This window comes from Streptomyces yokosukanensis (assembly GCF_001514035.1).
GTDB classification, from domain to species: Bacteria; Actinomycetota; Actinomycetes; order Streptomycetales; family Streptomycetaceae; genus Streptomyces; species Streptomyces yokosukanensis.
The window spans coordinates 1-12,735 of the sequence record NZ_KQ948239.1 but is presented as its reverse complement, the minus strand read 5'-3'; the positions used below and the strand labels follow the sequence as shown (position 1 = coordinate 12,735).

At 68.1% G+C, this 12,735-nt stretch carries 12 protein-coding genes and 3 pseudogenes; 11 read left to right on the top strand and 4 right to left on the bottom strand.

Features of this window, described 5'->3' with window-relative positions; genetic code table 11:
* Positions 1–73: 73 nt before the first annotated feature.
* From AQI95_RS48560 to AQI95_RS42020, 3 genes and pseudogenes are all read left to right on the top strand, one after another.
* Positions 74–1,015 carry an ABC transporter permease gene (locus AQI95_RS48560; protein WP_067136512.1) on the top strand — a complete coding sequence of 314 codons (942 nt, stop codon included), beginning with the start codon at positions 74–76 and terminating at the stop codon, positions 1,013–1,015.
* Between the two features lie 100 nt (positions 1,016–1,115).
* Positions 1,116–1,480: pseudogene (locus AQI95_RS50505) on the top strand (hypothetical protein); the annotation flags it as partial.
* 57 nt (positions 1,481–1,537) lie between these two features.
* Positions 1,538–2,137 carry a cation diffusion facilitator family transporter gene (locus tag AQI95_RS42020; protein ID WP_067136511.1) on the top strand — a complete coding sequence of 200 codons (600 nt, stop codon included), beginning with the start codon at positions 1,538–1,540 and terminating at the stop codon, positions 2,135–2,137.
* 453 nt (positions 2,138–2,590) lie between these two features.
* Here AQI95_RS42020 and AQI95_RS42015 read toward each other — a convergent pair whose 3' ends face one another.
* Positions 2,591–3,613: a helix-turn-helix domain-containing protein gene (locus tag AQI95_RS42015; RefSeq protein WP_244189067.1), complete on the bottom strand. Its 1,023-nt coding sequence runs from the start codon at positions 3,611–3,613 to the stop codon at positions 2,591–2,593.
* A 193-nt stretch (positions 3,614–3,806) separates the two neighbouring features.
* Here AQI95_RS42015 and AQI95_RS42010 point away from each other — a divergent pair, with 193 nt between their 5' ends.
* From AQI95_RS42010 to AQI95_RS45900, 4 genes and pseudogenes are all read left to right on the top strand, one after another.
* On the top strand, positions 3,807–4,571 hold the full coding sequence (locus tag AQI95_RS42010) for a G1 family glutamic endopeptidase (RefSeq protein ID WP_067136510.1): 765 nt from the start codon (positions 3,807–3,809) through the stop codon (positions 4,569–4,571).
* 44 nt (positions 4,572–4,615) lie between these two features.
* Positions 4,616–4,987: a hypothetical protein gene (locus tag AQI95_RS42005; protein ID WP_159056706.1), complete on the top strand. Its 372-nt coding sequence runs from the start codon at positions 4,616–4,618 to the stop codon at positions 4,985–4,987.
* Positions 4,988–5,389: 402 nt separating this feature from the next.
* On the top strand, positions 5,390–5,524 hold the full coding sequence (locus tag AQI95_RS50005; protein WP_279617059.1) for a hypothetical protein: 135 nt from the start codon (positions 5,390–5,392) through the stop codon (positions 5,522–5,524).
* Between the two features lie 204 nt (positions 5,525–5,728).
* Positions 5,729–6,053 (top strand): annotated as a pseudogene (locus AQI95_RS45900) (IS630 family transposase); the annotation flags it as partial.
* A gap of 31 nt (positions 6,054–6,084) precedes the next feature.
* On the opposite strand, the gene AQI95_RS42000 reads toward AQI95_RS45900, so the two are convergent.
* Positions 6,085–6,831 (bottom strand): SDR family oxidoreductase, encoded by a 747-nt coding sequence (locus tag AQI95_RS42000; RefSeq protein WP_067136508.1) that lies wholly within the window; start codon positions 6,829–6,831, stop codon positions 6,085–6,087.
* 99 nt (positions 6,832–6,930) lie between these two features.
* On the opposite strand from AQI95_RS42000, the gene AQI95_RS41995 reads away from it, so the two are divergent.
* A complete protein-coding gene (locus AQI95_RS41995) occupies positions 6,931–7,833 on the top strand; it encodes a LysR family transcriptional regulator (protein ID WP_067136506.1) in 903 nt (300 codons plus the stop codon).
* Positions 7,834–8,627: 794 nt separating this feature from the next.
* On the opposite strand, the gene AQI95_RS41990 is transcribed toward AQI95_RS41995, so the two are convergent.
* Positions 8,628–8,831, bottom strand: coding sequence for a hypothetical protein (locus AQI95_RS41990; protein ID WP_079071943.1), 204 nt, complete (start codon positions 8,829–8,831; stop codon positions 8,628–8,630).
* Positions 8,832–9,024: 193 nt separating this feature from the next.
* Between AQI95_RS41990 and AQI95_RS45895 the strand changes: the two are divergent.
* Positions 9,025–9,737: pseudogene (locus AQI95_RS45895) on the top strand (helix-turn-helix domain-containing protein); the annotation flags it as partial.
* A 48-nt stretch (positions 9,738–9,785) separates the two neighbouring features.
* Here the strand turns inward: AQI95_RS45895 and AQI95_RS41975 are convergent.
* Positions 9,786–10,415: a TetR/AcrR family transcriptional regulator gene (locus AQI95_RS41975; RefSeq protein ID WP_067136498.1), complete on the bottom strand. Its 630-nt coding sequence runs from the start codon at positions 10,413–10,415 to the stop codon at positions 9,786–9,788.
* Positions 10,416–10,486: 71 nt separating this feature from the next.
* Here AQI95_RS41975 and AQI95_RS41970 point away from each other — a divergent pair, with 71 nt between their 5' ends.
* Together AQI95_RS41970 and AQI95_RS48185 are read left to right on the top strand one after the other, a co-directional pair.
* Positions 10,487–11,359 carry a ketopantoate reductase family protein gene (locus tag AQI95_RS41970; protein ID WP_067136496.1) on the top strand — a complete coding sequence of 291 codons (873 nt, stop codon included), beginning with the start codon at positions 10,487–10,489 and terminating at the stop codon, positions 11,357–11,359.
* A 519-nt stretch (positions 11,360–11,878) separates the two neighbouring features.
* Positions 11,879–12,436, top strand: coding sequence for a hypothetical protein (locus AQI95_RS48185; RefSeq protein ID WP_167361997.1), 558 nt, complete (start codon positions 11,879–11,881; stop codon positions 12,434–12,436).
* Positions 12,437–12,735: the final 299 nt, after the last annotated feature.

Below are 12,735 nucleotides of genomic sequence, written 5' to 3'. Positions count from 1 at the left end.
GCACGACCCGGATACGCCTCGGTCGAAAGGACCTTGTGTTCGCGGCCCAAAGGGCTGAGAGATCGCCGAGATCGTGCGCCAACTCCAGGAGGAGGGCTGGGAGATCGACCACGAGGACCTGGCGCCCAACTCGCCGTACCTGACCGAGCGCATCCGCCGCTTCGGCGAGCCCTCGACCCACGAACCCGGCCTCCGGCCTGAGGCGTACGACCCGCACCTGGAAGTCGGCTTCAGCTCGCTGCGCGGTGATGGCCCGCCCGCCCCGGGCGGCTGCGGCCGGGCGGCGCCCTGCGCACACCGGCTCTCTGCGGCACGCGCCATCAGCGCGGGCAGCGCACCGTGCGACGGACGGGGACCGGCCGTACAGCGGTGGCCGACCGGCGTCCGGCTACCGCGCCCGGTCCCCCTCGGCCTGGGCGTGCCCTTCGCCCGGCCCGGACGGGCGCTGCTCACCGTCGTCTCGGTCCTGCTCGGCGTGGCCACGGTGACCCTCGCCACCGGCCTGTCGGCCACCATGGTCTCCTACGGCCACGCGGAACAGGACTACGGCACGGCACAGTCGACCGTCTGGCGAGGACAGACCCAGTTCGATCAGAGCGCCCCGCATCACAACGACGCCGCAACGCAGAATCTCCTGCGCTCTCTGCCGCATGTCGCAGACGTGGCCGCAGTGGGCTTCATCAACGTACGGATCCTCGGCCGGAGCGAAGGAGTGGCTATCGAGGGCGTGCGCGGGGGACGGTCTACTCTCCCGGACGGCTTGGCGCGGGGCCGCTGGATGCGGGGGCCCGACGAGGTGGTGGCCTCCGGCAGATTCCTCGCCAAGCATCGGCCTGAGCTTGTCCTACGTTTCTCAGCGGGCCTCAACTGGTCATTCGTGAGAGCGGCGGGCTCAAGGGGCTTCGGGTACAGCTCGTTTCCCGTCGCCGATCGGATGGCTCTGGAAACTTGGCCGCCTGGAGCCCCGCGACGGCCCGACCGCCAAGTGGGAAACGCGACACGATCGCTGTTGTAAAACAACGTCGGCGTGGTCGTCTGCCAGATCGCGAACCCCAACCCGACGGAGGGGACCGTGCCCGACCTTGGCGCCGGCGTAGACATCGGCAAGAAGCAGGGCCGTGGAGGCCGCCCAGGCTCAGCAGACGGCGTTGCCCGGGGAGCAGCTCGGTGCCGAAGTCGTGGTCCGGCTGGCGAACGCAGTGCCGGCCCATCGCGAGGAGGTCGCCGAACCGGATGCTCAGATCGAAGCCCGGTTTCGTCAGCACCAGGACGCCGCGGTGATCCTCAGTCTGCCCGGCATGGCCCCACCCTCGGGGCGGAGTTCATCGCCGCCACCGGCGGCGACCGGAAGCGCAGCGAGGGCAAAGGGCACAAGCAGGCCGTGATCGTCCTCGCCCGTCGGCGGACCAACGTCTTGTGGGCCGTGATCCGCGACAAGACGCCCTACCAAGCAGCCTCTCACCTCGACAGGGCAGCCTGACCACGTCCGAGCAGACCAGGTCGCTGCGCGCCCTTGCCTCTCTGCGAAACTCGTGCGGTGACCAGCACCGATGACACCACCCACCAGGCCCTGCTGCGCCGTGGCTTCACCCTGGAATACATCACGCTCGGCTGGAACGTGGTCGGCATCGTGGTGCTCGCCATCGCGGCGATCACCGCAAAGTCGGTCGCCCTGGCCGGGTTCGGCCTGGACTCCCTGATCGAGATCGGCGCCTCGACGGTGGTCATCTGGGAACTGTCCGGCACCGGCGAGGACCGCCAGCGCCGCGCCCTGAGGCTGATCGGCATCGGCTTCGCGCTGCTCGCGGTCTACCTGCTGGTGCAATCCACGTGGGTGTTGACCACCGCCTTCCACCCGGAGCACTCCCCACTGGGCATCGCCTGGACCGCGATCACCGCCGTCGTGATGTTCACCCTGGCCTACGGCAAGGCCCGCACCGGCGCGGCCCTGGGCAACCCGGTGCTGACCACCGAGGGCCGGGTCACTCTCATCGACGGGCTACTGGCTGCCGCGGTGCTGCTCGGACTGATCCTCAACACCGCGATCGGCTGGTGGTGGGCCGACCCGGCAGCCGGCTATGTGCTGGTCTACTACGCCGTACGAGAAGTCAAGGAGATCTTCTTCGGCGACCACTGAACCCGCGTACGGAACTCGGAACGACGCTCAGGCACTCCTCCGCCTCCTTGACATCAAGATGGGGAAGTTCTTTGGCCTTTCGACCTTTGGAGGTGATCAGGGTCTTCTCTGCTTGCCAGTATTTGCCCGGTCTCCGTCTAGGGTGTCGAGGGTGCCGCTTGGCGGAGTGACCTATGCCGCCTTGGACGCCGGCGCGTTTCGGCCGGGCCGGCGGGCGAGTAGGGCCGTCTACGAGATCGATGGGCCGCGCGTGCCGAGCGTGCGCCAATGGATCGCGGACGCGTCGAGTGGGCACGGCGAACGATGAAGGCTGGGTGGCCGCCCCATTCGTGGGCCGCCCTATTCGGGTATCGGCAGTGACGGCAGCTGCGGCAATGGCCACTGTCGGTCCCTCAGGTCACCACGACCCACACCGAGATCGATCCACTGCGTTGATCAACAATCCGACAGCCCCTAGAGCAGACCGGCCCGAGCCGCCTGTATGCCCGCCTGGAAGCGGGTTCGCGCGCCGAGGTCTTCCATCACCTCGTGCACCCACCGCTGGACGGTGCGCGGTGAAACGCCCAGCTGGCGAGCGATGCTGTCATCGGTGAAGCCGGCCGACAGCAGCGTCAGCAGTTCGCCCCGGCGGCTCCCCGCGCCGAGTGTCGGGCCGCCCGCGTCCGGCACTCCCACCGCCCGATGCCAGTACGCCTCGAACATCCCGGTCAGCGCGTCCAGCAGGGAAGAGGCACGGACCAGTACCGCGGCCTGCAACTCGGAGCCGGTGGCCACCGGCAGCATGGCCCAGCGGTCGTCCACTATGGCCAATTTGCACGGGAGTTGAGGCAGCAGCCTCGCCTCCTCTCCGGCCGCGACCACCTCGCGGATCTCAGCCAGTCGCCCGGGGGCGCTGACCGAACCTGCCTCGTACACCGCACGGATGCGCACGCTACGAGCCAGCAAAGAGCGCTCCAGCTCGGTGTCGGTGGGCGAGATGTGCGGGGGTTTGTCGAACAGCATGAGATGCCGCCGTGCGCCGTCTTGCATCTGCCGCCAGCGCTCGGCGATGGCGGCCTGTCCGGTGACCACCTCCATCAGGTCAGCCGTCTGCGGTTGCTGGGCCTGCCGGTAGGCGCGCATCAACTCGCCCACCCGGCCGCGGGTGCGCAGCAGTTCCTCTTCCCGGCGTAGCAGCAGCGCCTCGACGGCAACGTCAGGCGCCGCGGCTGACCAGCGGACCGGAACGCCATCGTGCCGGGTGACCAGACCCCGATGGGCAAGCGCGGTCAGCAGCCGCTCGGCACGGTCGGCCGTGATGCCCAACTCCACGGCGAGACCGGCTTCCGTACAGCGCGCAGAGGCGAGGACACGGAGATAGGCGTTCTGTTCTGCTTCAGGAATGCCAAGGCCTTCGAGCAGACCACCCGAGGTCGCGCGCGTGGGTGCTGACGTCTGGACTGCGCCTGACACAGTGTGAAAACCGGCTGGGAACACCCTGACCGTCCTTCGGCTCCGGGCGGGCGGAGCTCGACGAGCGGTACCCGCCAGCAGGCATTGTGTCATGTTCTCGCCATGGCGGGTTCCTGTTGACGCCTGACCCTTGAGAGTTCACACAGGCCGCACACACGATGAACCCCGGTCTGACAGGCCCCGAACATCGACTCCATCCCCCACAGGAGACCGGTACATGGGCAAGAACATAGGAACCAGACGCAATCGCTTCACCGGACGAGCGGCAGCCGCGGGTCTGCTGCTCGCCGCCGTCGCTCTCGCCCCGGCGTGTGCCGGAACGTCGGCGCTCGCCGCCAGTGCTGCGGGCTTCGGCTCGCACACGGGGCGATTCCAGGACAGCAACTGGGGCGGATACGTCGCCACCGGAAGCTTCAGCACCATCAGCGGCTCCTGGACCGAACCGCATGTCACCTGCAACAGCAGCAACGACCTGTTCGCCCCCTGGGTCGGCCTGGACGGATACGGTTCGCAGACGGTGGAACAGACCGGCGTGCAGACCGACTGCTCCAGCGGGTCGCCCGTCCTCTCCGCCTGGTACGAGATGTACCCGGCTGCGCCGGTGTACTGGAACGACCCGGTCTCCGAAGGCGACAGCATCACGGCCTCTGCGGTCTCCAACGGCGGAGGCAGCTACACGCTGACGCTCACCGACAACACCCAGGGCTGGACCGAACACGTAGACCAGAACCTCGGCGCGGACAACGCCAGCGCCGAAGCGGTCATAGAATCCCCCACCCAGAGCTATCCGTCCTTCAGTGAACTGGACTTCTCCGGCGTGACGGTGGACGGCCAGTCGTTCGACGCGACGAACCCGCAGGCGTTCACCAGCGGCGGCTACGCGCCGGGCCCCCTGTCCGGGGGCTCTTTCTCCATGACGCCGGGCGGCGCTGCCCGTACGCCGCACGCGCCCGCCGAACGTCCGGGCGTCATCCGCTACTGACAGCCGATCGGCGCGCTGCGTCCAACCGCGGTTACGCTTGCCGTATGCGACTTGAGGAGTCGGGTTCGGTGTGCCTGCGGGTGGACGCAGCGTACTGCGCTGTTGCGGCAGTCTGCGTGGGGGTGTTCGCAAGCCCCCTGGGCGCGGCACTCGAAGTGTCGGCCGGATTCGTGGCCGGCGCGGCGGTACTCACGGCAGGGTGGGCGGGGTTGCTGCTGCTCGCAGTGTCCCGACTACCCCTGCGTGCGTCACTGCTCAGCGTCTTGGCGGTCAACATGGTCGTGGTCCTGCTCGTCGGCGGGCTCGCGGTCATGCGACCGATCGACGCAGTGTCCGTCCTCCTGCTGGCTGTGGCTGCCGAAGTAGCGGCTTTCGCCGGTTGGCAAGCCGCCGTGCTGCGCACCAGCGCCCACTGAGGCGCGCACCGAGGCCCTGGACCACCGCTCCGCCGCCTCCCTCCGGGGGCCTCGTAGCGGGGCGGGGGAGCCCGTGCTGTGATCAGGGTCGTATCCGGGGCAGGCCGCCCCACACACGGTGACCTTGTTGTGGCAAGCGTCTGGTACTGCTGGGGTATCGCGCCTGCCTCAATCGCGGCCGCGACCGCGGCTGCGACCTGCTCGTGCTCGTCGGTGAGCCGTACCAAGACGTCTTTGGGGCCGTACCCGTTTCCGATCACGCCGTCGATGAAGTGCTGGACGGGTTCGGTGGCGGTTGGCCGGCGAGGGAGTGGCCTTCTGGCGAGGGGCTCAGGGATGTCCAAGGCGCCCAGGTCGGTGCGCCTGTCCGCAGCTGAGGAGCCGTCTCTCGGTGTTGTGGGTATGGACGTTACCGACGCGGTGCGCCACAACGGAGGCAGGCTGGTCTGGATGGTCGACCGGCCCGTGCGCTGGGCGCAGGGCGTCATCTCCGAGCCGTCTGGTGTCGACCACACCTCTGCCGCGGCGGGGTGCTGAGCCGGTGCTCTCCGCACGCGACTGCATCCTTTGGCCTAGTGCGTTTTCGACCCTGTGGAGGACGATCTTGCGGCACGGTCGCGAAAGGGTGGATCCGTGCGAACAACCATCGGATACACCGTCGAAAGCATTGGCTACGTCGTAGGAGCCCAGGGGCTTGTCAGCGTCGCTTCGCAGACCCTCTTCGGCACGGAGTGGGGCTGGATGCACAACCTGTCCGCCCACAAAGGCGCCGGCATTCGCCGCTGAGCGAAGAAGAACACGATCGAGCTGTGCTTCACCCCGGCCTATGTCTCCTGGGCCAACCCGGTCGAGGCCCACTTCGGACCGCTGCGGCAATTCACCATCGCCAACTCGAACCACCCCAACCACACAGCTCGGACCCGGGTCCTGCACGCCTACCCGCGCTGGCGCAACGCCAACGCCCGCCACCGCGACGTCCTGGCCGCCGAGCGCAAGGAACGCGCCCGCATCCGCAGCGAGAGGGGGCATCCGCTGGGGCGGACGCCCCCTCGCCACCGCGGCCTGAACAACCCGGCGAACCTATGCGGTCGGAGCACCTAGAGTTGCGAAGCCCCTCCGTCGACAGGGAACTCCGTTCCCGTCGAGAAGGTTGCACCGAACGCCAAGTACGCCACCGCGGCGGCCACTTCCTCGGACAACCCCAGCCGCTGCATCGGGTTGGTGCTCCTGTAGGTGTCCTTCGTCGCCTCGACGACGTCAGCGGGCAGCAGGGAGCGGTCCAGGATGCCCGAGTCGATCGGGCCGGGGCTCACGGCATTGACGCGCACCTTGCGCGGCAGCAGCTCGCGGGCCAGGGTGCGCGTCATCGACCGCAGGGCTGCCTTGCTCGCCGAGTAGACACTGAGCGCGTCGAGGCCCAGGACGTTCACCACCGACGTGGTGAGGACCACGCCGCTTCCTTCGCGCAACAGCGGCGCGAACGCCTGCACCGTGAAGTACGGGCCCTTGGTGTTGATGCCGAACAGCGCGTCGTACATCTCCTCCGTCGTCGAGTCGAACGGCGCGGACGCAGTGACACCGGCGTTGACGAACAGCGCGTCCACCGCGCCGAACCGCTCCTCGACCGTGCCGGCCAGCGCCTTGATGTCCTTCAGGGACGAGGCGTCGCTGCGGACGGCGATCGCCTTGCCCCCCAACTGCTCCAGTGCGGCGTCCAGGGTGGATCGGGTACGGCCGGTGATCAGTACGTGCGCCCCACCGTCCGCGAACAACCGGGCCGTAGCCAGGCCGATACCGCTGCTTCCGCCCGTGATCACGATCTTCTTGCCGTCATAAGTGGTCATGCCCCCAAGCCAAATATCCACCCGCACTCGCTGTCCAAGACCTGTTCCGTATGCCGTCATGCCCCAGGCGTATGACGGCGCGCGACGTACCCTGGGCGAATGGACGTCGATCTGCGGCTCGTGCGCTATTTCACGGTCGTGGCGGAGTACGGCAACTTCGGCCGGGCCGCCACCAGGCTGCACCTGGCGCAGCCGTCGCTGAGCCGTCAGATCCAGCGACTGGAGGCTCAGCTCGGTGTCCGGCTCTTCGACCGTTCGCCGCAGGGCAGCAGCCTCACCGACGCCGGTCAGGCATTCCTGCCCAGGGCCCGGATACTGCTCCAAGAGGCCGAGCAAGCCGCTCGCACGGCCAGAGCAGCCGCCCAGCCCCGCACCGTCACCATCGGCTACGCCGAAGGACTGGTCATCACCGCCTGTGTGCAGGAGCTGCGCCGCCGACACCCTGACGGCCAGGTCCGCACCCGGCACCTCGACTGGCGGGACACGCGCGCCCTCGCCGAGGGGCGGGTGGACGCCCTCGTCGCGTACCAGCCGCTGTCCTTCCCCACGGACGGCTTCCGGGTGACCAAGCTCCATGAGGAGTCGCGGGTACTGGTCACGTCGGCGAGTCATCATCTGGCGAACGAGAGAGCCGTCAGCCTGCGGGCTCTGTCGGACGAGGAACTGGTGGCCTGCGTCAACACTCCGGTTGTCTGGAGCACGCCCAAGCCGGTCGGTGACCGCCCGGCACCACCCCCGCCCGCGATCGACGACAGCTACGAGGACAAGCTGGAACTCATCGCCACCGGCCACTGTGTCGCGATCTTCCCTGTGGGCGATCGACGCGCTGCTGTGCGGGAGGACATCGCCCTGGTACCGGTCATCGACATCGATCCCTGCGCGGTCGTACTCGTCACGCGCGCTGACGACCCCAACCCGCTGCTCGGATCGCTGGAGGACGTCGCACGTACATTGCTCGGCACAGCCTCCCGACGGGAGAACGACGAACTGCCGGTCAACTGACCCCCATTGCCTCTGCGAGGTGCTCCAGATGGCTGTCGCCGCGCTGCACGGTCATCGGGGCTGTCGACCGCTCCCGGTCGGTGTGGGCCCGACCCCACCGATTTCCTACTCGGTCAGTCAGCCGTACATCGCCACACAGTACGGACGCGCAAGGGCGCCACCGAGAGGACGGGAATTGCGGCTTACCGGCGAAGTCGAGCGTGTTCCACCTCTCCAGACTCACCGCGACGGACATCTGCCGGTTGCCGTCGGCACGGATCATGGTGAGCGTGCCACCGCCCCAGACGGCGCCGCCGCGACCCGGGAAGACGCTCTGGCCAGAGCCCTCGGTGCGAGCCAAAACCGTAGTCGAGGACCTTTCCCTCCCGGGAGAGGACCGGGACGGTGGGTTGCATCGACCCAGCGGAACGCGGTGTGCCGGAGGACCACTTCCCGGACGGTGTCCTCGTCAGCCTGGACCAACTGGACGATCGTCGGGACCCGGTTCCGCTGCCTCACGTCCTACGCCGTTGAAGGCTAAAGCGTTGTCGCTGAAGGCTGATGATCAGTAGGTTTGCGCCATCATGAGGATGCGAATTCTGAGGTTCGGCTTGTATGTAGACGAGCAGGGGCTGGACCTGGCGTGTTCCCTGCGGACATGGCGAGCGATCCGCAAGGCAGTGATCAAGGCTTTGTGTCCAGAAGGAATGGCGCCCCACACTTGCCGCGTTCCATGGTGCGCTGCCTGAGCTGGTGCGCGGTTCTCGGCGACGGTCCGAAGCACCGCGATGCCCCTGCACCTTCCATGGCACATCTCATGAGCTGTTCCTTCGGCTGATCTCGGCTGCGTAGGCGGCCCAGTCTCCGGCGGCGGCCCGCTGCCACTTGACGGCGACGGTGATGTCGATGCCGAGGGTGCGGGTGAGGACCGCGGCGGGCAGCTCGGTGGCCAGTTGGAAGAGCGCGGTCGAGCGGGCTTCCGCCAGCCGGTTGCCGAGTTTGCGGAGCCGTCTACCCATGGCCCAGGCGCTGATCGGTCGACCGGGCTGGCCTCCGGGAACAGCCAGGGTGAGTCTGTGCGGGCGAGGACGGCGTGGCTGCGGCGGACCGCGACTTGTTGGAGGGCTAGTGCCGCATCAACCAACGTTCGCCCTGTAGTGCCGCGCTATTCGAAGGATGTGGCCGACATTGGTCATCCGTCACGCTGTCCTCGTGGCTGAGCATGTGCGGGTGCGTGAGATCGATGACGACGACGGGCAGCGACTGCGGCGGATTGTGCGCCGGGCACGGGGTCGGTGGTGACCTGGCGGCGGGCCCAGATGGTGTTGTTGTCCGCGCAGGGCATGCTGGTCGACAGCATCGCGACGGTGACGTTCACGAGCCCGGACCGGGTCCGGGACGTGGTGCACAACTTCTACGCCGACGGCTTCGAGGCGCTCTACCCCAAGTACCGGGCGGCCGCCCGAAGACCTTCACCCTTCTGGAACAGCGGGAGATCAAGAAGATCGCCAAGTCCAAGAGCGCCGAGCACAGCCTGCCATTCTCGACCTGGAGCCTGGTCAAGCTGGCCTTCTTCCTGGTCGACGAGGGGGTGGTCGACGACATCAGCCACGAGGGACTGCGCATCCTGCTCCGCGAGGAAGGCGTCACCTTTCAACGGGTGAAGACCTGGAAGACCTCGAAAGACCGGACTACGAGGCCAAAAGGGCCGGGTCGAACACCTCTATGCCATCGCCGACGGCGAGGTGACACCTGAACCAGGCGAGCCCGAAGTCATCGTCCGCATGGACGAGTTCGGCCCACTCAACCTCCAGCCCCATCCTGGACGCCGGTGGACTGAACGCGGTGGCAAGGGCAAGGACCCCTGCCGCGAACCTCGACCGCACCGCCGGGCCACCTACACCCGCCCGCATGGCGTGCGTCACCAGGGCGAACGCCGCCTGACCGGCGCAGCCAGCGTATGTCTTGGGTGGTCAGGTCTCGTTCGGTGGCGCACTCATCGCTGCCGTCAGGAACGTGAGCGCCCATTGTCTGGCCGCGTCGCCCGCTACCGGGGACTCGCAGCCGGGGGAGGGCTGCTGGTGGACCTGGAGGCGGTCGACGGCCGTCACGGCAAAGATCCCCCGCATCCGGAACCACAGCTCCTCCGGGGAAAGGCCGGGCAGTACGCGTGCGAACGCTGCGAAGTAGCGGTCACGGACCGAGTCCTCGGCCGGGCCGGTCCAGCTGCGCGCCTCCTCGGCCGGGTCGCTGAGGATCGTCACGATCAGCCGGGACGTCCGGGCGCCGCCCTCGTCACCGGCCGGCATCTCGTCGAAGAGCGGCCCCGCGAATGCCTCCACCAGTTCGCTGACCGGAGGGTCCGGGGTCCGGGCGAGCAATTTGTCGAGCCCGGCGCACTGGGCAGCGGTGATGGGCTCGACCACGCGGCGGGCGACTGCCGCCATCAGCTCCGACTTCGAGCCGAAGTGGTAGCCGACAGCGGCCAGGTTCGCTCCGGCGCGTTGGGTGATCGCGCGGACCGAGGTGCCGCGGTATCCGTGCTCGGCGAAGAGGTGCTCGGCGGCGTCGAGGATCTGGGTGCGAGTGTCTGTGGTTGCCACATGAAGGACTATACATATGTTTGAATGAAACGAACGAATGATTCAAACGAACGTATGAGTGAGGCTTTGCCATGAAACTACTTGTGTACGGCGCCGGGGTTCTCGGCAGTCTGTTCGCCGCCCGCATGCATGAGGCCGGCCACGACGTCTCGCTCCTCGCCCGGGGCGAGCGCCTGACTGCTCTGCGCCGGCACGGAGTGCAGCTCGCCGAGGGCGACAGCCCAGCTGTCAGGCGCGTACCAGTACCAGTGGTCGAGCACCCGGACGGCGGGTACGACCTGATCACCGTCTTCGTGCGCACCCACCAGGTGGACGCTGTGCTGGAGTCACTCGCCGGTGTCGAAGGCGATGTGCTGTTCCTGCACAACTGGGCGGCCGGCGCGCAGCCGCTGGGGGCGGTGATCGGCCACGAGCGGGTGCTGCTCGGCTTCCCCACGGCCGCCGGCACCATGGACGGCGACGTGGTCCGCTACCGCAAGACCAACTTCATGACCCGCCGGGTGGCGATGCCGATCGGCGAGCCCGACGGCCGCACCACCCCCCGGCTGGAACGGTTCGTGGAGACGTTCCGCACCGCCGGTATCAACGCCAAGGCCGAGCCACACATAGATGCCTGGCTCAAGACACACGCCGCGTTCGAGGTCCCGCTCGGGCAGGCGGTGTACGCGGCAGGCGGCCCGACAGTGCTGGCCGACGATCCCGACGCGGTCCGCGGCATGCTCCACCTCATGCGGCAGAACCTCGCCGCCATGGCGACGCCACCGGCACCTCGCGCATTCGCCGCTTTGCGGACTCTGCCGCAAGGTCTGCTCGTGACAGTGCTCCGGCGCTTCCTGAAGAGCCCGACGGCCGTGCACAGCGGGCTCAACAACCCCTCGCCTGCCACGGCTGCCGAACTCCAGAAGCTGGCCGAACAGCTCCGTGCCCCTGCGGAAGCCCGCTGAGCAACCCAGGACGGCGAAAGCCTCACCACGCTCACCACCGCCAGTCCCACAGTCCTCGAACCCAGCTCCGCTGGCTCCAGGGACGGCAACCGCTGACCTCATGACCGTTTCGGTAGCAATGGAGCGTCCGGCCTCCGGAGTTGGCCTGGCTCTCTCCTCTTGCGGCCACATCCTTCAAATGGCGCGGCACTGCAGGCGAACATTGGTTGATGCGGCACTGGTTCAGCGACGGGTGCGGGAATTTCGACCGGGACGGCGCCGGGCTGGATGCGGACGGCTCCGTCGGTCTCCTCGATGTGGTCGATGGTGAGCCGGGAGATCGCGGCGGGCCACTGGGCATGGAGAAGCAACAGTAGGCCGGCGAGGCGGTCTTCGGGCTTGAGGGTGTCGCCGTGCAGTAGGTGTCGGGCGGTGGCCCGGCGGGCTTCGTCGTCCATCGGCTGGGAGGGGCCGTTCCATCGCTCGGCCGGGAAGGTGAGATCCCGGGCGATCTTCTGGGTGAGGGGCCCAGCGCACGAAGTGGCCTGCCTCCTGGCGAAGGCGGGCGTCGTCGCTGGCCATCCGGCGTTCAAGGTCGGTCTGGCGACAGGTGGCAAGGGTCAGGTTCTGGCGCTCGAGCCAGTTCAGGAGGTGGACGGCCGCCCGCAGATGTTGTCGCGCGACCTGAAGCTGGTAGTACGTGCTCTCCTTGCCGCGGCTGCGACGGCGAAGCCGACGCAGGAGGTGCCAAGTTGCGTACCGGCGCAGGATTTTCCGTCCCTCGGTCGTCGCGTGGGAGGCGACGAGGTCCTTCACATGCCGTTCGAGACGGACCGTCTGCTCGTCCCGCTTGGGCAGGGGTCCGGTGGCGACGAGGACGCTCCGGATGTGTTCGACGACTTTGCCGTCGGGGAGTTCGTCCAGGGCTTCGTGGGTGAGGGAACGGCGGCCGGAGCCGAGATCGGACAGAACGGTGGAGACGATGCCGCCGGAGAGCCGGCGCAGTCCGGCGGCGGCTCGTTCGGTGCTGGCCAGGGCGTCGTGGAGGGCTTGAAGCTTCGGGGGTGGCGGTCGGCGAGCCCAGCAGCACCTTGCTGAAGTACACGTCGGCGTCGGCCGGTTCCATCTCCCACAGCGGCCGGCCGAACCAGGCCCGCATCTGGTCCAGGTGTCCGACGTCCCCGCAGATGGTGCCGCCCGCCAGCACCGCCGAGGCCCGCGCGAGCACGAACCCGGCCAGCACGTCGGTCCCGAACTGCTCCAGTTCCTCCGCCGAAACCGGACCGCGGAACTCGCGCAGATCGTGTACGGCAGCCAGCGCCAACCCGAGCCTCCCCCACCTTCAGTCCAACGGCAAGCTGGTCGGACCGCATGAAAAAACGGGTCTGCTGCACGAT